This is a genomic window from Xenorhabdus santafensis (assembly GCF_033949405.1).
Taxonomy (GTDB): domain Bacteria; phylum Pseudomonadota; class Gammaproteobacteria; order Enterobacterales; family Enterobacteriaceae; genus Xenorhabdus; species Xenorhabdus santafensis.
Genome location: NZ_VCDN01000041.1, coordinates 1 through 23,459, shown reverse-complemented (window position 1 = coordinate 23,459; position 23,459 = coordinate 1). Strand labels below are relative to the sequence as shown.

Annotated in this window: 24 protein-coding genes; 8 read left to right on the top strand and 16 right to left on the bottom strand. The window is 41.5% G+C overall.

Features of this window, described 5'->3' with window-relative positions:
• The first annotated feature begins 133 nt into the window (after positions 1-133).
• Both FE392_RS10800 and FE392_RS10795 read left to right on the top strand, forming a co-directional pair.
• Positions 134-1,585 carry a bifunctional 2-methylcitrate dehydratase/aconitate hydratase gene (locus tag FE392_RS10800; RefSeq protein ID WP_319930226.1) on the top strand — a complete coding sequence of 484 codons (1,452 nt, stop codon included), beginning with the start codon at positions 134-136 and terminating at the stop codon, positions 1,583-1,585.
• Positions 1,586-1,676: 91 nt separating this feature from the next.
• Positions 1,677-3,563 (top strand): propionate--CoA ligase, encoded by a 1,887-nt coding sequence (locus FE392_RS10795; protein ID WP_319930225.1) that lies wholly within the window; start codon positions 1,677-1,679, stop codon positions 3,561-3,563.
• A 404-nt stretch (positions 3,564-3,967) separates the two neighbouring features.
• Here the strand turns inward: FE392_RS10795 and FE392_RS10790 are convergent, their stop codons facing one another.
• Together FE392_RS10790 and FE392_RS10785 are read right to left on the bottom strand one after the other, a co-directional pair.
• On the bottom strand, positions 3,968-4,816 hold the full coding sequence (locus FE392_RS10790) for a hypothetical protein (protein ID WP_319930224.1): 849 nt from the start codon (positions 4,814-4,816) through the stop codon (positions 3,968-3,970).
• A gap of 260 nt (positions 4,817-5,076) precedes the next feature.
• Positions 5,077-5,712, bottom strand: a complete 636-nt coding sequence (locus tag FE392_RS10785) for a glutathione S-transferase family protein (protein ID WP_319930223.1) — start codon at positions 5,710-5,712, stop codon at positions 5,077-5,079.
• Positions 5,713-6,176: 464 nt separating this feature from the next.
• Between FE392_RS10785 and FE392_RS10780 the strand changes: the two genes are divergently transcribed.
• Positions 6,177-6,737 carry a cytochrome b gene (locus FE392_RS10780; RefSeq protein WP_319930222.1) on the top strand — a complete coding sequence of 187 codons (561 nt, stop codon included), beginning with the start codon at positions 6,177-6,179 and terminating at the stop codon, positions 6,735-6,737.
• Between the two features lie 48 nt (positions 6,738-6,785).
• A complete protein-coding gene (locus tag FE392_RS10775) occupies positions 6,786-7,367 on the top strand; it encodes a YceI family protein (RefSeq protein WP_319930268.1) in 582 nt (193 codons plus the stop codon).
• 134 nt (positions 7,368-7,501) lie between these two features.
• Here FE392_RS10775 and FE392_RS10770 read toward each other — a convergent pair whose 3' ends face one another.
• Positions 7,502-7,708 carry a hypothetical protein gene (locus FE392_RS10770; protein WP_319930221.1) on the bottom strand — a complete coding sequence of 69 codons (207 nt, stop codon included), beginning with the start codon at positions 7,706-7,708 and terminating at the stop codon, positions 7,502-7,504.
• An 84-nt stretch (positions 7,709-7,792) separates the two neighbouring features.
• A complete protein-coding gene (locus FE392_RS10765; RefSeq protein WP_319930220.1) occupies positions 7,793-8,560 on the bottom strand; it encodes a DJ-1/PfpI family protein in 768 nt (255 codons plus the stop codon).
• A 91-nt stretch (positions 8,561-8,651) separates the two neighbouring features.
• Between FE392_RS10765 and FE392_RS10760 the strand changes: the two genes are divergently transcribed.
• Positions 8,652-9,269: a TetR/AcrR family transcriptional regulator gene (locus tag FE392_RS10760; RefSeq protein WP_319930219.1), complete on the top strand. Its 618-nt coding sequence runs from the start codon at positions 8,652-8,654 to the stop codon at positions 9,267-9,269.
• A 411-nt stretch (positions 9,270-9,680) separates the two neighbouring features.
• A complete protein-coding gene (locus tag FE392_RS10755) occupies positions 9,681-10,268 on the top strand; it encodes an ATP-dependent Clp protease proteolytic subunit (RefSeq protein ID WP_319930218.1) in 588 nt (195 codons plus the stop codon).
• A 32-nt stretch (positions 10,269-10,300) separates the two neighbouring features.
• On the opposite strand, the gene FE392_RS10750 is transcribed toward FE392_RS10755, so the two are convergent.
• A complete protein-coding gene (locus FE392_RS10750; RefSeq protein ID WP_319930217.1) occupies positions 10,301-10,915 on the bottom strand; it encodes a TetR/AcrR family transcriptional regulator in 615 nt (204 codons plus the stop codon).
• A gap of 129 nt (positions 10,916-11,044) precedes the next feature.
• Between FE392_RS10750 and FE392_RS10745 the strand changes: the two genes are divergently transcribed.
• Positions 11,045-12,283, top strand: coding sequence for an MFS transporter (locus FE392_RS10745; protein WP_319930216.1), 1,239 nt, complete (start codon positions 11,045-11,047; stop codon positions 12,281-12,283).
• 81 nt (positions 12,284-12,364) lie between these two features.
• On the opposite strand, the gene FE392_RS10740 is transcribed toward FE392_RS10745, so the two are convergent.
• The 3 genes from FE392_RS10740 to eco form a co-directional block, all read right to left on the bottom strand.
• Positions 12,365-12,808, bottom strand: coding sequence for a GNAT family N-acetyltransferase (locus FE392_RS10740; RefSeq protein WP_319930215.1), 444 nt, complete (start codon positions 12,806-12,808; stop codon positions 12,365-12,367).
• 114 nt (positions 12,809-12,922) lie between these two features.
• Positions 12,923-13,618 (bottom strand): aquaporin Z, encoded by a 696-nt coding sequence (aqpZ, locus tag FE392_RS10735; protein WP_319930214.1) that lies wholly within the window; start codon positions 13,616-13,618, stop codon positions 12,923-12,925.
• 393 nt (positions 13,619-14,011) lie between these two features.
• On the bottom strand, positions 14,012-14,488 hold the full coding sequence (gene eco / locus FE392_RS10730; protein ID WP_319930213.1) for a serine protease inhibitor ecotin: 477 nt from the start codon (positions 14,486-14,488) through the stop codon (positions 14,012-14,014).
• A gap of 272 nt (positions 14,489-14,760) precedes the next feature.
• On the opposite strand from eco, the gene FE392_RS10725 reads away from it, so the two are divergent.
• Entirely contained in the window at positions 14,761-14,979 is a 219-nt protein-coding gene (locus FE392_RS10725; RefSeq protein ID WP_319930212.1) for an HP1242/YdcH family protein, read from the top strand.
• 154 nt (positions 14,980-15,133) lie between these two features.
• Here FE392_RS10725 and FE392_RS10720 read toward each other — a convergent pair whose 3' ends face one another.
• The 8 genes from FE392_RS10720 to FE392_RS10685 form a co-directional block, all read right to left on the bottom strand.
• On the bottom strand, positions 15,134-15,370 hold the full coding sequence (locus FE392_RS10720; RefSeq protein ID WP_319930211.1) for an ogr/Delta-like zinc finger family protein: 237 nt from the start codon (positions 15,368-15,370) through the stop codon (positions 15,134-15,136).
• A gap of 92 nt (positions 15,371-15,462) precedes the next feature.
• Complete coding sequence (locus FE392_RS10715; protein WP_439153480.1) at positions 15,463-17,028, bottom strand: phage late control D family protein; 1,566 nt, start codon at positions 17,026-17,028, stop codon at positions 15,463-15,465.
• Positions 17,025-17,531 carry a phage tail protein gene (locus FE392_RS10710; protein WP_319930210.1) on the bottom strand — a complete coding sequence of 169 codons (507 nt, stop codon included), beginning with the start codon at positions 17,529-17,531 and terminating at the stop codon, positions 17,025-17,027. Before FE392_RS10710 ends, FE392_RS10715 begins: the two co-directional genes overlap by 4 nt.
• Positions 17,528-20,803 (bottom strand): phage tail protein, encoded by a 3,276-nt coding sequence (locus FE392_RS10705; protein ID WP_319930209.1) that lies wholly within the window; start codon positions 20,801-20,803, stop codon positions 17,528-17,530. The genes FE392_RS10710 and FE392_RS10705 overlap by 4 nt, the downstream gene beginning before the upstream one ends.
• Complete coding sequence (locus FE392_RS10700; protein ID WP_319930208.1) at positions 20,796-20,915, bottom strand: GpE family phage tail protein; 120 nt, start codon at positions 20,913-20,915, stop codon at positions 20,796-20,798. The genes FE392_RS10705 and FE392_RS10700 overlap by 8 nt, the downstream gene beginning before the upstream one ends.
• A gap of 14 nt (positions 20,916-20,929) precedes the next feature.
• Complete coding sequence (locus FE392_RS10695; protein ID WP_092514088.1) at positions 20,930-21,247, bottom strand: phage tail assembly protein; 318 nt, start codon at positions 21,245-21,247, stop codon at positions 20,930-20,932.
• Between the two features lie 95 nt (positions 21,248-21,342).
• Positions 21,343-21,861, bottom strand: a complete 519-nt coding sequence (locus FE392_RS10690) for a phage major tail tube protein (protein ID WP_092514090.1) — start codon at positions 21,859-21,861, stop codon at positions 21,343-21,345.
• 11 nt (positions 21,862-21,872) lie between these two features.
• On the bottom strand, positions 21,873-23,048 hold the full coding sequence (locus tag FE392_RS10685) for a phage tail sheath protein (RefSeq protein ID WP_319930207.1): 1,176 nt from the start codon (positions 23,046-23,048) through the stop codon (positions 21,873-21,875).
• Positions 23,049-23,459: the final 411 nt, after the last annotated feature.

The window sequence follows — 23,459 nt, the reverse complement described above, 5'->3', positions numbered from 1 at the left end:
CAAGCTATGTGACCGGGAGGGAATGGATGAAAGGGAATAAACGGAAGGAAATGGCCGAAAAGCAGTAAACGCAGCCGACAACACTGTGGCTTGAAAGACAACGAGTATATGAATAGCAACTTAAGGATTAATTATGTCTACCCCTGTTATGAATAACCGCCCTGATTATGATCAGGTCATTGTCGATATTGTGAATTATGTCATGAACTACACCATAGTCTCTCCGAATGCGTATGCTGCTGCACAACACTGCCTTATAGACACGCTAGGCTGTGGGTTGGAAGCGCTGGAATATCCTGCCTGCACTAAATTGTTGGGGCCAATTGTGCCGGGAACAATTGTGCCCAATGGCGCACGCGTGCCGGGAACACAGTTCCAGCTCGATCCCGTTCAAGCTGCATTCAACATTGGTGCGATGATCCGCTGGCTGGATTTCAACGATACTTGGCTGGCGGCTGAATGGGGACATCCATCTGACAATCTGGGCGGAATACTTGCCACCGCTGATTGGTTATCGCGAAATGCAGTGGCTCGCGGAGAATCTCCCCTGACCATGTGGGATGTGTTGACAGCAATGATTAAAGCCCACGAAATTCAAGGCTGTCTGGCATTGGAGAACTCCTTCAATAAGGTCGGATTGGATCATGTTGTTCTGGTAAAAGTAGCATCCACCGCCGTGGTCGCCCAAATGTTGGGATTATCACGTGAACAAATACTCAGTGCGGTTTCGCTGGCTTGGGTTGACGGTCAATCCCTGAGAACTTACCGCCATACGCCCAATACCGGCTCCCGCAAATCATGGGCTGCCGGGGATGCGACATCCCGCGCTGTGCGCCTTGCTTTGATGGCGCAGAAAGGTGAGATGGGTTATCCCTCCGCTTTAACGGCGAAAACCTGGGGATTTTATGATGTTCTGTTCAATGGGGAGCCATTCCAGTTCCAGCGCCCTTACGGCTCTTATGTGATGGAAAATGTTCTGTTCAAAATCTCTTTCCCCGCAGAATTCCATGCGCAAACTGCTGTAGAAGCGGCAATCACCCTGCATCAACAACTGAAAGAGCATGGTAAATCTCTTGATGATATCGAGAAAGTAACGATACGTACCCATGAAGCCTGCATCCGGATTATTGACAAACAAGGCCCGCTGGATAATCCGGCAGACAGGGATCACTGCATCCAATATATGGTTGCCATTCCCTTGATTTTTGGGCGCCTGACGGCCGCGGATTATGAAGATGATATCGCAGCTGATCCACGCATTGATGCCTTGCGTGAAAAAATAGTCTGCACCGAAGATCCTGATTTCACCCATGATTACCATGATCCTGAAAAACGCTCCATTGCCAATGCGTTAACCCTGACATTTACCGATGGCTCTCAATTTGATGAAGTGAAAGTCGAATTCCCGATTGGTCATGCACGCCGCCGTAAAGACGGCATTCCGTTATTGAAGGAAAAATTCAAGACTAATCTGGCTCGTCGGTTCCCGAAAGAGCAACAACAAAAAATTCTAACGCTCTCTCTCGATCTCTTCACACTGAAAAATACCCCCGTGAATGAGTACCTCGACTTATACATTATATGATCTAACAGGCAACACCTGCCGCTTTCAGCCGCAGGTGTTGCTATCGGTGGCTTTAAAGCCGCCTCTCATCTGCATAACGCAAGGAGAGATTATGTCATTTCAAGATTTCTATCAGTATTCGATTAATGATCCCAATGCCTTCTGGAAAGAACAAGCCAAGCGAATACACTGGCAACAGCCTTTTGGGCAGGTATTGGATCACAGTAATCCACCTTTTGCCCGTTGGTTCTGCGGGGGAAAAACGAATCTTTGCTATAACGCGCTGGATCGCTGGCTGGAAAGCCAGCCTGATGCCAAGGCACTGATTGCCATTTCAACAGAAACCAACAGTGAAAAGGTATTTACTTACCGAGAATTGCATCAGGAAGTAAACCGTGCTGCGGCCATGATGCTGTCACTTGGTGTCACAAAAGGCGACAGGGTTGTCGTTTATATGCCCATGGTGGCTGAAGCCCTATTTGTTTTGCTGGCCTGCGCCCGTATCGGAGCAATTCATTCCGTCGTATTTGGCGGTTTTGCTTCCCACAGTCTCGCTACCCGTTTAGATAATGCCGAACCCGTTTTGGTCGTTTCCGCCGATGCCGGTTCACGCGGGGGCAAAATCATTCCCTATAAGCCTTTGCTGGATGAAGCCATTGAGCTGGCCAACCATACACCGCGCCATGTTTTGATGGTCGATAGAGGGCTGGCTGACATCAATTGGGTGGAAAGCAGAGATGTGAATTTTGCTGCTTTGCGGCAAGAGCATCTTGATGCAACCGTTCCTGTGACCTGGCTCGAATCAAATGAAACATCCTGTGTGCTTTACACGTCTGGTACAACAGGAACACCCAAAGGCGTTCAACGGGATGTCGGTGGTTATGCCGTAGCACTGGCAACATCAATGGACGCTATTTTTGGCGGTAAAGCCGGCGGTGTTTTCTTTTGCACATCGGATATCGGCTGGGTTGTTGGGCATTCTTATATTATCTATGCACCGCTGATTGCCGGCATGGCAACCATTATGTATGAAGGATTGCCGATCCGCCCGGATGCCGGCGTTTGGTGGCAAATTATCGAAAAATACCATGTCACCAAAATGTTTTCGGCACCCACCGCAATACGGGTTTTGAAAAAATACCCTACAGACTGCATCGCCAAATATGATATTTCATCGCTTGAAACGCTCTATCTGGCTGGAGAGCCTCTGGATGAGCATACTGCCCGCTGGATCACCGAAGCCATTAACGTTCCTGTCATTGATAATTACTGGCAAACAGAAACAGGATGGCCAATTATGACAATTGCCCGAGGCTTAGACAGCAGGCCAAGCCGTTTTGGCAGTACGGGATTCCCGATGTACGGATTTAATGTCAAATTGATAAATGAGCTGACAGGACAGGAATGCAGCGATAACGAAAAAGGCATGCTGGTAATCAAAGGCCCCCTGCCACCGGGTTGTATCCAGACTATCTACGGTGACGATACCCGTTTCATCAACACCTACTGGAAGCAATTCAATCAGCAAGTCTATTCAACATTTGATTGGGGAATTCGCGACAGCGATGGTTATTATTTTATTTTGGGACGTTCGGATGATGTCATCAATGTCTCAGGGCATCGCCTGGGAACCCGGGAAATTGAAGAATGTATCGCCAGCCATGAAGATGTGGCGGAAGTGGCCGTAATTGGTGTAAAAGATGAGCTGAGGGGGCAAGCTGCCGTTGCTTTTGCTGTTCTTAAAGAGGGGCGCGAAATCCAAAGCGCAGACCACTTCGCAGCATTGGAAAAATCGCTGATGGCATTGGTTGATCAAAAAATCGGTAGTGTTGGGCGTCCGTCACACGTCTATTTTGTGACTCAATTGCCAAAAACCCGTTCAGGAAAAATGTTGCGCCGTACAATGCAAGCCATTTGCGAAGGCCGTGACCCCAATGATATCGCCTTGATTGAAAACCCAGCGTCACTGGACGTTATTCGGGATGCTCTCCTCCATTAAAAAACAGGTGAAGGATTATCTCAATGATAACAACTGATATTTGGTATGGCCTTATTGTGAATGGATAAAACAGGCAATATGCGCCATACCAAGTATTCTGATGAAATCCTTATTCATTATTTCAATGCATCACCCTAATTTAATTCATTATTTCAATTCATTATTCCCGTTCATTATTTCAATTCAACTGCTGATTCCCGTAATCTGCGTTCTAAAACATAAGTACAGTAGCTAAGAATCAATTAAATATGTCCAATGCACATTCCATTGAGGTTATATTTAATAATACAGCGCTAATATAGCCTTGTACTACATTTTCCCAGCTACTTTACCCACTTCTGCTCCGTCCTACACGGAGCTTTTTTTTTATCCCAATACTGACTTCATACAGAAATGCAGCCGTTCTACAATTGCATCTGACTAATCATATAACGATATATCCGCGCGGCTTTCTCCGGTGGCAATTCAACAATCTGTTTATTTATATCAATAAGCATCTCACAGCTTTTTTCTGCATTAGAGTAAGCACTCTGGGACGATTCTAACAACAAGAAATCTTTGCCATATTTATTATGTATCAAGTCAAATATAACAGCATTGAAATCTTCTAAAGCAAGTTCACTATTCTCATTTGATCGCTGATATTTTTTCTCACCATAAGACGCAATAATCATTGCTTCATCCGCTTTCACGCGCCTCAAGTATAACTCCTTAGGGAACAAGGCCAGCATATCAAGATTAACCTTCAAACTCTTTCTGAGATCTGGCATAACAAAGTTAAGACATTTTTCGCCACTTACTGTTTGCAAAAATTCCATTTGCTCTATGACGACGTTTATATGGGAAATAACATTTTCATCTGGAGCAAACAAAATACGTTCATTAGTCAATAAAACTATTTTTTTAGCCATTTCACTAAGCATTTCGTCACGACTTTTCCCTTCTTTTTTTAAGGCCGAAACGAGTTCTCTATATTCACTATAAACTTTTGGATCTTTATCTTTTAACACCAAAAAAACAGGTGATTCCCATTGAAACCCTACCGTTTCTTTATCATTTATAGGTAAACCATAATCCTTCATAAGGATTTTAAAGTAGAATATATTCCATATAATAGTTAGGGTAATGAATATCACGTAAGAAACATTCTTACTCAATATTCCTTTTTTCTTCACAGCCCAGAGAATACCGCCCAAAATCCCACTAAAAATAGCACTCAAAACGGCGCCATAAGCCATTTGTCCCCAGTCCATTTCCCATCCTTCCTATTTGATGAAGTAAAAACGATATAATCTATAATGGATAAACACAGCCCAGCAATAACTTATTATGCGAATGCAAGCTGACAATATATTCCCAATCACATTCTAGATAATTAAATTAACAATGGAAGAAATAAATAGTGCAACAAGCAAGTCATTCATAAAATAAATACCGCAATATCAGGATACGTGATCTAACGTATCCTGTATCTCTATATCAAAGATTGTTGATAATCATGATATGGTTAGAATCAATGTTCAATTTCAGGCTCTTTCTTTGCCGACTCTACCCATTCTATGATTGCCGGAAGTTGCAAGATGCGGTCAATCCATTTCTGGCTAATGGCTGAAAACTTCAATCCATAAATTTGGGCACGCAAAGCCACTGGTGCATAAAATGCATCCACAGCCGTAAATTGATCCCCCGCCAACCATTCACCACCAAATTTAGTTAGCCCTTCTGACCAAAGTTCATCAATTCTATCAATATTACTCTGCAACTCAGGTGTTATTTCATTTAACTGGGTGCTGAGAATGCAATTCAACGGGCAAACCTCACGCAATACCGTAAAACCTGAATGCATTTCTGCGGCTGCACTCCTCGCCCATGCTCTGGCAGTTTTGTCTGATGGCCAAACTTGCGCATAATCTTCAGCGATATATTCCGCAATCGCCAGAGTGTCCCAAATTTTTATATCCTTGTTTCCATCAATCAAACAAGGAAGCATTCCCGTAGGAGAAAATGCCCTGAACTTCTCATAACTACTTTTACCATCCTCAAAAGAACTAAGCTGTTCGCTAAAAGGAATACCCAAAGTTTTGAGCAAAACCCACGGGCGCAGTGACCAAGAGGAATAATTTTTATTAGCTATCCATAATGTATACATTATATTTCTCGATTGATTGATAAAAGCGAATGAGGGATTAAAAATAATACAGACAAATAGACTAAAAATGAACCCGCTGAGAGTAAAATTTATCATTACAAAAGTAAACAATAACAAAGTAAATCATTAATAGTATTCAGTTTTTTCTTACCAGACAAACAATCTAAAAAAAATTAATAACACTACCTGAAATCAAGTAATGCAGCCCTATTTTTGAAAATAAAAGCTATAATGTAATTAAATTGATATAAGCAAATAACTTAAATGAATAAAATGAAGCTATCTTAATGATGCACAACAAAATATTATTCTATTTTATTGTTGATTATTTTTGATATTCTTAAACAAATATTTTGTCTAAAATACCCAAAAATCAACTGTCATTTTTATTTACTATAATACCCCATTTATCATCAAGAACGCTGGGCATTAATCTCTTACATGATCAAGAATAAGGAAACAGTATGCTATTAAAAAATACTTCCACGCGCTTTGGTCATATTTCTATCTTAATCCATTGGCTAGTTGCCATCGCTGTTTATGGCATGTTTGGGCTTGGCTTATGGATGGTAACATTGAGCTACTACGATACTTGGTATCATCGCGCACCAGAGCTACATAAAAGTATAGGCGTATGCCTTTTTATTATCATGGCTATTCGTGTCATTTGGCGATTTGTCTCTCCCCCGCCAAAACCGTTGGCAAGTTACAGCCATTTTGTACGCATCACTTCAAAACTGATGCATTTCGCACTGTATATTGCCCTGTTTGGCATTTTGGTCAGCGGGTATCTGATTTCGACAGCGGACGGCGAATCAATCAGCGTTTTTGGTTGGTTTGACATTCCTGCTACCCTGACTGAGCAAGGGGTACAAGCTGATACCGCAGGCATTATCCATCTCTATTTAGCCTGGATTATGGTGGTGTTTTCATTATTTCATGCTCTTGCCGCATTGAAGCATCACTTTATTGATAAAGATTCCACCCTAACCAGAATGTTTGGTTTCAAGTCCGATATAAAATAACCTCTGGAGAATTGCTTTATGCTTAACAAAATGATGTTTAAAAAAATGATGCCGAAGAAAGCCTTGATTGGCTTGGCCGCTGGCATTTTATTCATGGGCAGCAACTCTGCCATGGCCGCTAATTACAAAATTGATACCGCTGGCCAACATGCGTTTGTTGAATTTCGCATTCAACACTTGGGCATAAGCTGGCTTTACGGCAGTTTCAGGAAATTTGATGGCCAATTTACTTTTGATGCACAAAATCCCGCAGCAGATAAAGTCAATGTGGTTATTAAAACAAACAGTGTTGATACTAATCACGCTGAACGCGATAAGCATCTGCGCAGCCCCGATTTTTTAAACGTTGTAAAATACCCAGAAGCTAAATTTTCATCAACCGAGGTCAAAAAAACAGGGGAAAATTACGCCATCACGGGTGACTTGACACTAAATGGCGTCACCAAACCTGTGACACTCAACGCCAAACTGACAGGCGAAGGCAACGATCCTTGGGGAGGATACCGTGCGGGCTTTGAAGCCAACGGTAAAATCAAACTGAAAGATTTCAAGATAAAAGGCGATCTGGGGCCAAAATCCCAAGAAGTCGAATTGATCATTTCAGTGGAAGGGGTTAGAGAGAAAGCCTAATATTTTTTAATACGACATTTCAAAAGCAGTATTTTAAAAGTAGTGTTTAAAAATAATCAGAATAAATCTTGTCCCGCGATAAACGGGACAAGGCTGCAATCTCTTACATTTTATGCTTTAAATAATACAAAGTATTATTTATCAGTAATAGTGACCTCAATATCGTTTGCATCTAAATATATTCCATCACCATCAAAAACATTACGGACATGGTTTATGGATATATCTTTATCACATCTAAATTCATCACGTAACTCTGTATAATAATCAAAGCCATGATTAATTAAATTATCAATGAAAAATTGCATTTCGGTTTTATTCATTGTTAAATTTATTTTCATACCAATCCTCTCAATTTTTCAGTTAAAAAAAACAAATACTTCCCATGATGATAATAATCATGACATCAAATTAAAAATATCAAATCAAGACGTTGAAATACCGGAAAAACCTTCACGTACCGCATGATAATATTGCTGGTTAATTTCCTTGGTTATTTCTTGTGAAATAAGTGACATTTCCGGCCCTGCAAGTTGTGGCGAACCTGTTTTAAATGGTGGGCGTGGATCATATTCAATAGCCAGTTCAACCAGTGCCGCAAACTCAGTACTTCTTAATTGTTTAAGTACGAGTAAAGATGCATCAAATGAGCCTGTTGCCGGGCCAGAAGTGTAAATATTGCCATCAACAACAACTTCACTGCCTTCCACTGCAATCGCATCAAACTCTGATAACAAAGGAATCGCTTTGGAATTAGTGGTCGCCCTGCGATTTACTAGCAATCCGGCGGCACCAAGAACCAATGTTCCGTAACACGTTCCAATTAAAAATTTGGTTGTTGCCGCTTTTTTAGCAAAAAATGCAAGCACTTCCGTATCTTTAACAATTTCGGGAGGAACCATGCCAACAACCAATACATCTAAATCATCTGGGCATTCATCAAATGTCATTGTCGGCATTGTTGGCCAACCAATAAAGCCTTCAACTAACTCTCTTTTTTTCCAAATGAAATAGATTTCCGCTGAAGCAATGGTAAAAACAGATTGTGCTCCATTAATATCCATTGGCATAAAACCCGGACACACAAATATACCAACCTTAAGCGATGTGCTTTGCCTTACTTTTCCTTTGTCCACTAGCTCTATAATCGATTTCGTTGTTTTACCATAAACACCGTTGACAATATCGGACATTTCACTTTCTCAATCGAATTTTTTACTGGTTAGTAAAATAATGGCATTTGTTTTATACTCTGTAAATGATTATTTTACTAGGTAGTATGAAATGAAAAAGAAGGGTCGTCCGCGTTCCTACGACAGTGAAGTCGCCATCAAAAATATTACTTTTCTCTTTTGGCGCAAAGGGTTTACTGCCACATCTTTAGACGATTTGGTCAACGAAACGGGGATGAATAAACCGAGTCTCTATGCCGCATTTGGCAATAAGTTATCCATTTATAAAAAAGCGATGGATAATTTTGGTGTCATCGCAATCACCAGTTATGAAAATGCGCTTAAAAAAACACATGAAAAAGACACAATCATTGATCGCATCACCCGTTACTTAATCGCTTCAGTTGATTTATATACCGGTGAAAACGGGAAACTGGGTTGCATGGCTTTATCTACCGCTGCGGCAGAGGTAGAAATACCTGAAGTTCAACAATACCTTGCAATGGTAATTCAAGTGCAAACTGATCAAATAAAAAAAGTCCTAAGTGAAACAAAAAATAATGGGGAATTGCTCCCTGAGACGGATGTTGACATCATTGCTCAACTAATCATCGCTATCTTACATTCGATTTCCCTACGAGCAAGAGCCGGTGAACATAAAGCAACATTAATGCCATTAGCATATAGTGCCAAAATGATTTTGGAACCTGTCACAATGCCGGCAAAGTAATTGGTAAAAATCAAATTTCCACCAGCCATTTTTTTAGTATCCCACTTGTTGTCATTAAAGCAGTTTTCAAGGCCATTATTTTGCCCTTACATATACAGGGCTTGATTAACTCAATGAAACATATCTCTGCCTTCAATCACAGCAAAAGCATTTAATCTTTCATAAACTACGGTTCAACATGCAGCACAAAACCTGATTTTGGCAGGACAAACCAAGCATGAAGTACTATATAAAGTGCTATGTAGAAATACAGTTTTAAATCGAAATTTCTTGCGTTTATGTTTTAGATATTTATGCCGCGATGGAGTTTCAGATAATTATCTGAAATATAAGGATCGTTAAACTCCACTTAATTCATCATCTCATACCATTGAACACGTCTAATATCATTTATCACGAGAGAAAAAGATAATGTATAACGAACTTGCCAACAAAACTGAGGAAGAAAAAACGGTAGACCCCTCTCTACAAAATAAATTGATTAAATCTCGAAGTGTAATTATCGCGGGAGAAATTAATCAGCAACTCGCTGAAAAAGTCATGATACAGCTTCTAATGTTGCAGGAAGTCAGTGATGAGCCAATAAAAATATTTATTCACAGCCAAGGTGGTCATGTTGAATCTGGTGATACCCTGCATGACATGATTAAGTTTATAAAACCCAAAGTCATCATGATTGGCACTGGCTGGGTTTCAAGTGCAGGTATTACTATCTTTCTTGCTGCTGATAAAGAAAACCGCTACTCATTGCCAAACACGCGTTTTTTGATCCACCAACCATTGGGCGGCTTTCAAGGACGTGCTTCAGATATTGAAATTGAAGCGAAAGAAATATTGAAAATTCGCAAACGTATAAACACTCTTATCAGCCAATCAACTGGGCAACCTCTCGATAAAGTCATAAAAGATACAAACTCCAATTACTGGATGGAACCTGAAGAAGCCCGTGATTACGGTATTGTTGGGAAAATCATCAGCCATTGGAGTGAAGTCGAATAATTTAAAAAACGGCAAAAATGGGTAAGTGCAGCCTACAAGGCTGCACAATTGTTCTGGGGAGTTATTGCCGCCATCGCGGGTGGGATCAGGCTCATAAGTTCATCTTTAGACGCTCCATCACGAGCCTGCAATGAAATTGCCTGCATAATCCCAAGAAAATATGCTGCTAATTTACCAGCATCAATGTCAGCAGATATTTCACCATTCGCAATGCCTTTTTCTAACCGAGTCTGAACTAATGCCAGTGTATTTTTCCGCACGGCTTTAAGATAAAGATAAACATCCTCATTTTCTATCTGGTTATTCATGATTCCTAAAATCAGTAAACACCCGCCAGAATGACTTGACGTTGCAACTTCCACAGAACTTTCCAGCATTCCCCGCATATTTTCCTGCAGACTGCCGGTTTCATTCAGCCTATTCATTGTCTTGGTGCCCACAGTTTTAATGTAAAGTTCAACTGCCGCATAAAATGCTTTTTTCTTACTGCCAAAGGCAGCATAAAAACTCGGAGGATTGATCTCCATCGTCGCGGTGAGATCAACAAGCTGAGTCCCTTCATAGCCTTTATCCCAAAATAACGTCATTGCTTGCTGAAGAGCAATATCTCGGTTAAAGCGCGGCGGACGCCCTCGTAGTGTCATCATATTTACCATCGTTATTTTTGTAGTGACTATAACATAAATGCCTTGATCTTATTTCGCAAGCCAGATATTTTTGTAACACCTACTACATAATTAATCGATCAGTAACTAAAAGGTACTAACATGGAGAACATGCAATCCAAGATCGTTAGCCATTCCCATGCCGTAAGCAAACAAAAAACCATCCCCTTCGCCATTTATATACTGACACTCGGCATCTTTTCCATGGTAACCAGTGAATTTCAAGTCTCAGGCATGGTGCCAATCATGGCATACGACCTCGGTGTATCCATTTCTCAAATCGGTTATCTTGTTTCCCTTTATGCTTTGTCCATGACTTTTGGTGGTCCGCTTTTAGCCATTGGATTATTAAAAACACCGCCCAAAAAGGCTTTAACTGCCCTTTATGTTATTTTCATCGCAGCTGAAGTGCTCGGCGCACTGGCAAATTCATATTCCACGCTGGCGATTGCGAGGGTCATAACCGGAGCAGTTTCAGGAGCTTTCTTTGGCGTAGCACTTGCAATCTGTGTGGAGCTTGTATCCACTGAACAACGAGGATGGGCCGTTTCAATCGTACTTTCCGGCATTATGGTGGGAACGATCTTGGGATTGCCAATGGCTAATTTGATAGGCACATATGCAGGTTGGAGAGAAAGTTTTTGGACAACCGGGGTATTGGCTACCATTGCCGGGCTCATCAGTTTATTTTTCCTGCCCACCATCCCAAAACCACCAATCATGAGCCTGCGCTCAGAACTCAGTCACTTAAAAAATCTAAAATTATGGAGCGTTTTTGCCACCAGCTTGCTGATTATTGGCGCAACCTTCGCTGCGTTTACTTATTTCACACCAATATTAAAAGAAGTATCAGGTTATAGTGAGGGTATGATCGCCTGTTTACTCATTCTCTATGGAAGTGCAACGATAGTGGGCAATGCGATAGTCGGGAAGTTGTCTGAGCGCTATACGATTATAACGTTAACCATTGGCTTGATTTTACTGACCTTATTTCTTCTGTTATTTGGTTTATTTGCCGCTCAAAAATCCCTTGCAGCCTTATCCCTCGTTGGTATCGGATTAGTGGGCGTTACCATGAATCCGGCTATGGTGACACGCGTCATGAAAACAGCCAATGGCCGTTCACTGGTTAATACGGTTCATTCCTCAATGATTACCCTTGGCGTCGTCATTGGCTCTTTTCTTGGTGGATTCGCGATGAACTTAGGATGGGGATTAAGGGCGCCTTTATGGATAGGTGTATGTATGGCGTTGCTTGGTTTAATGACTTTACTGCCAGATATTCGGGCGTTATATAGAGAAAATCGTAAAAAACGCAGTTATCTTTGGAATGATAATTCTGGTTATTAACGCATATTTTCTTTCAGGAAAATGAGTTAAAAATAAAGGCGATATTACATTGAATGAATAATACCGCCGGTTTTTTGTCATTTATTCAGAGGGTTTTGTATTATCCAGCATCCAGACAAAATCGGGTTCAACCACAGCCTGAAAACCGACTTTCTTATATAGCCAAGGAGCATCGTACGTCACTAATGCCACATGTTTTACATAAGAAGTAACAGGGTGTTTTAAAATACATTCCACCAGCCAGCGCCCTAACCCTCTTTTTTGATATTCATCAATCACAAATACATCAGCAAGATATGCAAACGTTGCAAAATCAGTCAGTAATCTGGCAAATCCAATTTCTTTATCACGATGAAATAATGTAAAACATATACTATGTTCTATCGAAATTTTGACTCTTTCAAATTCAACATCAATCGCCCAGGGTAATTTCTTCAGATTATTATGTACGAAATGGATATCACATTTAGTTTTATCTGTGGTAACCCAATATTCACCTCGTTCCCATGTTATATTCTGCTCCATCATTTTTCCTTTTGCGAAAAAATTGAACCGAGGAGAAAATCTACCATAAAAAAGGGCAAAAAAAAGCCATGCTATCGCATGACTTATTAAAATAAAGGAATATTTATTAATAAATTAATCATCTTTCTGTAATAAAGCCTTATATATCAATCCACCAATCGCACCACCAATTAATGGAATAAGCCAGAATACCCAAAGTTGCTCCAATGCCCAGGTGCCCTGGAAAATAGCAACCGCAGTACTTCTCGCCGGGTTAACTGATGTATTGGTTACGGGAATGCTGATTAAGTGAATAAGTGTCAATGACAAGCCAATCGCCAATGGCGCAAAACCTGCCGGTGCTTTCTTATCTGTAGCGCCAAGGATTATCAATAAAAAGAAAGCCGTTAATACTAATTCAATGATAATTGCAGATTGTAATGAGAAGCCACCCGGAGAATGATCACCGTAGCCATTAGATGCAAAACCACTTGCTGTTGCATCAAAACCACTTTTACCACTGGCGATTAAATAAAGCACCGCCGCTGCGGCAATTCCACCAATCACTTGAGCAATAATATAAGGGATAACATCTTTTGCTGAAATACGCCCGCCAGCAAATAGTCCCAATGTTACCGCAGGATTAAAATGCCCTCCTGAAATATGCCCCACGGCATAAGCCATTGTCACTACAGTTAAACCAAAAGCCAGAGATACACCCACAAACCCAATCCCCAGCTGTGGAAATGCCGCTGCTAACACAGCACTGCCACATCCACCAAACACCAACCAAAAAGTACCAAAGAACTCCGCCGATAATTTTTTAAACATTCTACGATTCCCCTATGATGTTTGCATGAATGCAAAAGGATCCAAAAACAGTGTAGTTAGTATTTTTAAAGATGGGCAAGGAATCACAGAGAGAAATAACAGAAATAAAAAATGATTAACGTAAGTTTGAAATAGATCCTTTATGACATGCCATATTGTTCATTTAACAATATAGCCTTCATCTTTCAAGTTGCTTTTTGTTGGCTGTGCACATTTATCTCGGTTACACAGTTATCTATGCAACTCGAAATCCATTGGGTATAAACCATATTGAAATTAAGCTTTCTATTCTAAAAATAGATTAACCCTCAAAACAGAAAAGCATGCTATAAATCAAACAACCTGAGTTTAATATAACGGAAACTCAGGTTGTTGATTTACTCGATCAAAAGATTATTTTTGTACTGCGGTTTCGACTTTATCCGATGCTTGCCAAATACGATATTTAACTGTCATGGATTTTGGTGTATAAGTCACGATAGGTAACTTGCTGTTATAACGAATAAGTGCCTCTTTACCCAGCTGAACCTGAACAAAACGCACTGTTTCTTTTTGATCCGGGCAGCCCATTTTGGTTGACATGGGGCCATTGACTTTATCTAGCATATAATAGTCATATCCCCATCCTTCCAATACTTTCTTATCCAACTTACCACCAAACCAGTGATGATTGCAGTCAACTTTCATATCCTGGCCGATCATCAACTCAACCATGTAGTCTTTTTCATTATCTTGTTTAGGCAGCTCAATCACACTGCGAACCATTCCAGCAGGCGCAGCGGGATAAGGAGCGACATCTTCCAAATTTTTGTCAGCAAAAACGGAAGTCGATACCATCAAAGCAGCTAAAGGAAATAGATATTTTTTCATATATCACCTCTGAATATATTTAAAAAGGAGATTGAATAATAACAACAAAAAGACTGAGGTAAATTATGATTTTTTGGCAATATACTGATTTTTATAGTTATTAAACAAAAATTAGATCGCTTTGCCAGAAATAAATGTTAATTTTACATTAACAATTAGTTAAGAGCATAAATGGCATCAGATCTTTTTTATGTGATATCTCTCAAATCTGATATTACAATGGGCTGCTACACTTTACTGAGTGTGGTAGTAAATTTCGTTTAGGAGGTCTCATGTTTCCAGAATATCGTGATTTAGTATCCAATCTGAAAGAATCCAATCCCCGCTTCCAATCTTTGTTTGAAAAACATAACCGACTTGACCACGAGATAGCCCAACTTGAAGGCCCAAATGGAACTGGCTACAGCGATAAGGTTGTACGTCTAAAGAAAGAAAAACTACACATCAAAGATGAAATGCGAAGGATCTTGCAGTCAGTGTCCGAAAAATAACTTCACTTTTTAACGCCTGCTTTATGACAAGTGGGCGTCACATGGAGTTCTCATTTAGAGAACTAAAATATTCCCACCTCACACAAAAAAGCCACCATAATGGTGGCAAAAACTGGAGCAATTGTTTTTTCGTTATTTATGGTTTTCCCATGAATTACTGGGCGGCAGCGGCTTTCTGACGAGGTTGTCTCTTAGTTTTTGCCTTTGGATGAGGCGTAACATTATTGACTTCACCTGGCTTAGAAATGAAACGGACAAAGGTTTCATGGCTGACGAACGTTGCTCCACAATTAACATTCTGACATTGGTTATAGCGCTCCTTTGTTTGGCTTGAATGCTCGAAGCTGCTACGAGTATGCGCTGACTGACCACACAGAGGACACTTAATCATATTGTTCACCTTTCTTGAAATAACATCGGATAACACCATTCTCGTCTGGTGAACAATATACCAAAGATCTCATATTGAGATCAAGCATTAATTTAGGTACCTTCCGGTTTAATTTCGACCTCATCAAGCTTAATTTCGAGATCTAATGATGTCGTAAAACCACTGTCATTGAGATTGTGAGTGACTTTGACCAAAGTCCATTGCGTCCCATCTATCTCCTCCTTGAACCCTTTTAATGCAACAGGCGTTTCAGGATAAATATCCGCGCGCCCCATCGCCAGCGTGATAGAGAACTGAGCCGCTCCACGTTGCATTTTTTTCCACACAGCAGTAGCAACACGTTCTGCTTCTACCTTACTAGAAAAAATACGCGAAAGCGTCAAAACATTCTCTCCAGTTCCCGACAAATAGCTTGAGGATTCTGTCTTTTCCGTTGTTGTTTGATGGAATTCAGTTTTTGACTCACTCTTTTCCTCATGAGATATGCTGCCCTTAATCTCAAGGCTGGTTTCAGTATTACTGCTTCCTTTACCTTTGTTTTTTCCTTTACGCCCATTTGTAATATAAGAAGGTTCTTCTCGGCCTTTAGTTTTCGGACCTTTCTTCGCCAATTTGGCTTTACCGGGCTTCGCCAGACTCACGCCACCCGGTTTACCAAGACTGACAGGAGCTGATGATTTGCCTTTAGGATCTTTTCCCTTTTTAGGGGATTCAGGCTCTTTTTTCTTACCCTTTTCATCCTCTTTTTTAGTGGGATTTTTGTCTTTCTTGCCTGAGTCTTTGTCTTTTTTGGACTTATCTTTTTTAGGTTTATCTTTGTCTGATGATTTATCCTCGCTGCTTTTATATTCAATGGAAATTTCAGTTTTCCCTTCCTTTGTTTCCACCTTCTGCAATTTAACCGTCTGTTTAGTCGCTGTACGGGTATCCTGCCACTGAGCAACAACCCCCGTATAAGCTTCACGATCGGACAGAGAAAAACGATGGCTATCTCCTGACTTGCGAGTAATCAATACCGGTGAGATCTTCTTACCACTGACTGTTTTGTTCTGTCCTTGCTGAATAAATAGCAGCTCGCCATTTTTGACCGAAGCGATTGCCCCTTCCTGCTTTGCAATTCGTGTCAAAAAGCTCACGTCAGATTCATTTGTCTGGTCGATATGCATGGAGATACCTTTCAAATCATCACTGATTTGAAATTGCAGTTGGTTTCTCGCAGCTATCGTACTTACAATGCTTTCTAACGTCTGTTTATGATAAGACTGTTCGCGTTTAACATTCAGATCGCCACGAAAATCCGCACTGCGAGCACGAATGGTCAGCCGGTCAGGCGCTCCGCTATGCTCAATCTCATCAACGACAAATTTCCCTTTTGGCGTTAAGGAGTGGCCATGCCACCCCAGTTCCAGTGTGAGAATATCGCCTCGGCGCGGCAATGCTAACTGACCATCCGAATCATCCAGCTCAAGATCCAGCTGGTCTGATTCCAAACCTCGGTTGTCCGTCAGTGTTAAAGACATTAAACGCGATTGGATTTTCCCTGTGATATCTTTATTGTTGGTTTCCAGTCGAAAAGCAGGCGCTCCCTCTTTTCCAGTAACCAAATCAAATTGGGGAATCCAACTCGTATCTGGCATCCACTGTTTAAAATCCATCATGAGAATACCCCTTTCACTTTGCCCACCGCCTGATCTTTAAGAGCAGTCAGATCCTCCATTGACTTAGGTAGCTTGTCCTTGATGTCAGATAGTTGCTCCTGCAAATCACCCAACATTTCAAACAAATTGTTATCCACTCGCCGTAACGTCAGTGTAAAACTGATTTTTCTGGCTGCACCACCAGACATAAATTCCGTTTTTGTCTCATCAATGCTTTCGATAACGAACATTCCGTAAATCGAACCACTTCCATCAATCAAAGACCATGCTTTACCGCTGTCGGCCATCAACGTCAGTGCAGTCAGGGAAAGAGATCCCCCCGTTAATTCGGGGTAGAGTTCTCCTGATAGCGTTATCGTATCGTTATCCGAACCAACAAATTGCCATGCAGGCCGCGCTCCCACGCGGCTGTTAAATGCATGTCTCCAACTCTTTTTATGCTGAAAACTTTGATAAGGCGTTGTTTTTAACATAAATACAAATAAACCAAGTGCGGCCATCATGAGTATGATTCTCCTCTATCAGAATATGAGCTACGCATACGGGCTTGCTGAGCACGTTCCCGTTGCTCCAGTTCCTGTCTGACCATACGGGCGATATCCTGGGCAGATTGTCCCTGAGAGCCATAGACATAGATGTTATATTGCGGTGCCGCGCCAGCTTGCAGCTGCGGTTGGCTTTGTGCCCTGTTCGCCTGAACTTCCTCGTAAGAGTAAGCAGGTAGACTTTGTGCATGCAGCGGTGCATCCTGCGCTGCAACAGGCAGAGACATAGAGCTGACAGCCAGCCCCAAGGCGGCATATTGCGCTGTATTGACCCTACTGGTCACATTCGCTGAACCTGACACAATTTCAGGGCCACGCTCACCGACAATAGCCGTTTCGCCATTTGCAATATATCCACCTTTATCAAGCTTCTTAGCCGGCATTAAGTCTTTGGTCGTTTCACTCCTGGTAATTGCCTCCGTTTTATTTAATTCAACTTCCTTTTTATCACTACCACCACCAAAGAATGATTTAACGGCATCACCGAAACTTTTGAATTTATCTTTCAGCGCCTTCCACTTCTCTTGGATACCGCCCAATACGGCATCGATCATTTCTGAACCAGCCGACTTCAATTTTTCCGGAATAGCCTGAACATCAGCAACAATCTCATCCCATTTATCAGAAATTGTTTTTTTGACGTTTTCCCATATTTCCAGTGTATTTTGTTTAACTGATTCCCAGACTCCACTTATTGTAGATTTAACTAACTCCCATGCTTCTGAAGCACTTTGTTTAATACTTTCCCAGTTTTGGTAGATAATGCCAATTAAGCCACCATTCATGAAAAAGCTTTTAATACCTTCCCAAGCTGCACTGATTCCATCTTTTATGCCTTGCCAAGCATTACTGCAGATATTTTTGATACCTTCCCACAAGGCCATAAATTTAGGCCCCAATGACTCCCAATTCTGCCAAATATAAATGGCGGCCATTGCGATAACACCAATAATGGCAAGAATTGGGTTTGCCATCATAGCTCGCCCAATAAACGACATTCCTTTGCCTAATGAACTAAATGCATTACCTAAAAGACCTAAACCTTTTGAACTAACATTTGCCAGAGTATTTATTCCACTACCCAAAGCACCAAAAACTTTTTGGCCAATATTTCCAAATAGCCCCAAACCTTTTCTTTGTGATGAAAAAGTATCTTTACCGCCTTTGCTCGACAATAAATCGGCACCTTCATTTATTGTTCCAAATACCTTGCTTCCGGTTTTACCGAAAAAATCCATGGCCGTTCTTAATGCTTCTAAAGCCTCTGTTCCTATTTGTGCAAATGCCTTCAAACCAACGTTTAAATTTTCCAGCGCCTGAATACCGACTTCCGCAAATTTATTAATGTTGGCTCTTAAATCTTCTAGGGCCTGAGATCCAATTTGAGTAAAAACATCCAAAGGTGCTGTTAGTTTATTCAGCGCTTGAACGCCTAGCTGAACAAATGAATCCAAGGTGGATTTTAATTTATCCAGCGCTTGGGTGCCCAACTGGGCTAATACATCAAAAGGAGAGGTAAGTTTATTCAGCGCCTGCATTCCCATCTGAACAAATGCATCCAGCGTGGATTTTAATTTATCCAGTGCTTGAGTCCCCAATTGCGCTAACACATCGAATGGGGAGGTAAGTTTATTCAGCGCCTGCATTCCCATCTGAACAAATGCATCCAGCGTGGATTTTAATTTATCCAGCGCTTGAATTCCTAAATCAGCAAAAAAGCTTATACTGGATTTTAATGTATCCAGAGCTTGAATACCCAATTGGGCAAATGCATCCAGACTGGACTTTAATTTATCCAGTGCCTGAATTCCCAACTGCGCAAAAAAGTTAATACCGGCTTTTAATTCATTTAAAGCCTGTATGCCTAGTTGGGCAAACACATCTAAAGGGGCTGTTAATTTATCTAGTGCCTGAACGCCTAACTGTACAAATGAATCCAGCGTGGATTTTAACTTATCCAGTGCCTGAACTCCCAGTTGAGCAAAAAAGTTGATACCGGCTTTTAATTCATTCAAAGCCTGAATACCCAATTGGGCAAATGCATCCAGACTGGACTTTAATTTATCCAGTGCCTGAATTCCCAACTGCGCAAAAAAATTGATGCCGGCTTTTAATTCGTTCAAAGTCTGAATACCCAATTGGGCAAATGCATCCAGACTGGACTTTAATTTATCCAGTGCTTGAATTCCCAACTGCGCAAAAAAGTTGATACCGGCTTTTAATTCTTCCAAAGCCTGCATACCTATCTGTGCAAGCAGATCAAAAGGAAATGTGAGTTTATTCAGCGCCTGAACGCCCATTTGCACAAATGCATCCAGGGTGGATTTTAATTTATCCAATGCCTGAATCCCTATCTGCGCAAAGAAACTCAAACTCGCTTTTAACGTTTCAAAAACTCGGATGCCCAATTGGGCAAAGAAATTCAGACTGGCCTTTAACTCAGCAAAAACCTGAATACCCAACTGTGCAAAAAAATTCAAACTAACTTTTAATTCAGCAAAAGCCTGAATGCCAAGTTGTGCGAAGAAATTTAATCCGGCCCTTAATTCGGCAAAAACCTGAACACCTAGCTGAGCAAAGAAATTCAAACTGGCCTTTAACTCAGCAAAAGCCTGAATACCCAATAGGGCAAATATATTTAAACTGATCTTGAGAGACTCAAAAGCTTTTATGCCAAGACTGCCAAAAATTTGTATATAACCAACCAGCATTTGAAATACGACTTTGACTGAACCCGTCGTTAATTTCAACACTGCATTAATTTTATTCAGAATGCCAAATAAAATTGTCACCTTTGGATTAATATTAATGACCAGTTTATCTAACAATGTAAAATTGTTAGTCATATTTCCAGTAACACCAAAATTCAATTCATTTTTTTTACTGGATGAATTTTCTTGTTTAATAATCTGGGTAGTCTGAATAATATTAGCAGATTGACTAGCGGCGTTTACTTGTTTCACTTGTGATGAATTCTGCCGCGCAGAGAAAGACTGTTTAATTGTTTGGCTATAAGCTTTAAGATCGGTACGCATACGCGCAGTTTCCTGCGCATAACCTACTATGGGCTTTAATCCCTCAACAGTCTTATTAAGCTTTTTAAATTGGTTATGTATTTTATCGACTGAACCGACCAGCTTTTTCTGATTCTGCTGAAAAGATTTAAAGGAACTGGTCAGTTTGCCAACAGTACTCAATACCTTATCTAGCTGTGACTGTATTTTACTCATTTTCTGCACCACTTCTTAAAATGGCCCGATGTCGCCAGTCCAACAGTTCCGTCAGTGGCATTTCATCTGTCACTGCCGGTGACCAGTGAAAAACGGTGGCGATATCTGCCACCAATTCATCAACGGTTAATCGTTCTGGGAATCGGACTTGACCGACTTCGGCAACAAAAAATTGACCACCTCCACACTGAGATTAATCAGATCACCAGGTGACATCATCATCAGGTCATTTTTGGTCAATGCAGGAGTAGTTACACGCGGCAGGACAAGCAGCATAGAATCCACATCCATTTCCAGCAGTGCTTGTAAACGCGCACCGCGTAGCGCACCGCTGTTAGGTTTACGAATCATCACTTCTGTGATTTCGCCATTACCTCGTGCCAGTGGGGCTTCCAATTCGATAATGCGCAGATCGTCATTTTGAGTATTCAGTGTTTCAGTCATGGTTCAACCTTGTTTATCCGATAGATAACCTGTCTCAACAAATATGAAGAGACAGGAAATAAGTTTTAAAAAAATCTAATTGCTAAAAGAAGCGATTAAAAAAGACCGATTGCGCGGCGATGCTGTTCCAGGCGATCTTCCCCACCGACTTTCTCAACCATGTTGATGGTGTCGATTTCAATTAGTTCTTCGCCATCCCATGTCAGTTTGAAGTAAGTGTTTTTAGCGGTGATTTTGGTCTGAGTGTTATCACCTTGTTTATAAGTGCCATGATCGAATTCCTGGAAACGACCACGCATTACAACTTCAACTGCAACCACGTTACCAGTGTCTTCGCTTTCAAAAGAGCCGGCAAAACGCAACATGACGCCATCTGCTTTCGCGATGCCCCACTGTTTGTACAGTTGAGATTCGATGCCACCCAGAGTGAATTCAGCGTCCAGTGCGCCTTCATCCAGCCCCAGATCCACCATTGCGCTGCCGTTCATGCCAGCACCACGATAAGCTTCCAGCTTGCGGCTCAACTTAGGAAGAGTCAGTTCTTCCACGATCCCCTGATAGTTGTTGCCATCATTGAACAAATTCAGGTATTTAAGTTTGCGAGGTAATGCCATCAGTTAGCCCCTTAGTTGTTGATACTTTTAGCGAAATCCATCAGGTAACTATCTGTAATGCGCTGGCGTAACATCATGTTTTCCAGTGGCGGTACAGGTGTATAGTCATAATCGATGGTCAGTTTGCCTGCTTTCAGGGTGTCTTTATCGTTGGCTTTATCGTCGTACCAGCAACGGCCATCAATGATGTAGCCACCGGCTTTCAGTTCACGGAACTTAGCATTGATGCCTTCGATAATGTCGCGCACCAATGATGGCGTCAGCGGCTTGTCGATAGCCCACATATGCGCGTCAGCCATAGTGTCAGACAGAACCTGAGCGGTACGGGTGTAGCTTTCGAACTGGAACAGTGATTCCTCAGAATTAGGAGCAGCACAAGTGCGTGAACCCCAGAAACGAAAACCGTTTTTGCGGATCAGTGTCGTGATGTGGTTCTGGTTCAGCAGATCAGCCTCAGTTCCAGTCGCTTGCAGATCCCAGAAGACATCGGCAGATAGGCCCGTTACACCGTTAACGCCCACGTTGGACAGAGTTTTGTGCCAGCCAGTCTCTTCGTCGATTTTGGCACGCAAGCCCAGTGCATAAGCCGTCGCAGGTGCGATAACTTCACCTTTATCCCATCTCAGGAAATCAGGCCAAATCAGCATTACCTCACGCTGACCGAAGTTTTCACGATACTTGAGCACTTCCTCAATAGTTTTGCAGCCGTAAGCGCTGACATACGCCATTGCTTTCAGTTGCTTGGCAACTGTGGCCAGTGCAGCAGCGACCGGTTGTGAATCCAGGCCCGGAACACCCAGAATGCGTGGTTTAACACCGAGCTGGCTTTGTGCTGCAAGCAGTGCCTGAATACCGGTTTTCTTACCTGCTTCAGTGACACCACCGAGGATGTTTTTAATGGTTGCTTCTTCAGACTCGCCCTCTGCTACACGAACAACAACAGTGACAGGTTGGGCCTGAGCTGCGATTGCTTTCAGTGATGCGGACAACGTCCCTTTTGTTCCGGCCTTACCACTGGCGCTCATAACGTCAGTAATCAGGACTGGAGTATTTAATGGAAATGTATTTTCGTCTGCGTCAGAAGCAGTACAAACCATACCTACGATAGCAGTGCTAACGGTAGTAATGGTACGAGTACCTTCGTTGATCTCCTGTACACGGACGCCGTGGTGATAGTCTTGTGCCATAATAGCGGTTCTCCTGTTAAGGTGTGCTGATATATTGGCGGATTAGGTCGGGGAAATCATTCGATTGGGCATGTGTGAGGGAAGGTACAAATGGGTTCTTATATTTTATTTAAAAATCAAAGTGTTAATTTTAAATTTAGTTAATTTTTGGATGAATTGAGGGGAATTGGCGATTTGACTGGAGCGGGAGCCATTTTGGTTAAATAACACCCGCAATTAGTTCATTTATTGACCGAAATTTAGTTCAAAATTTATCCTTTTTAGTGTTATTCAATGTAATCCTGCCTTTTGGTTGTTTTTTGATAGGTAAAAATGGGACGTTTTTGTCTTTGATCGTCAGTTTTCAGGGTATGAGGAATGGGATCTTGGCTTGGATCGTTAGGATCTATGGATTGTAGAAAACCTCGGTTT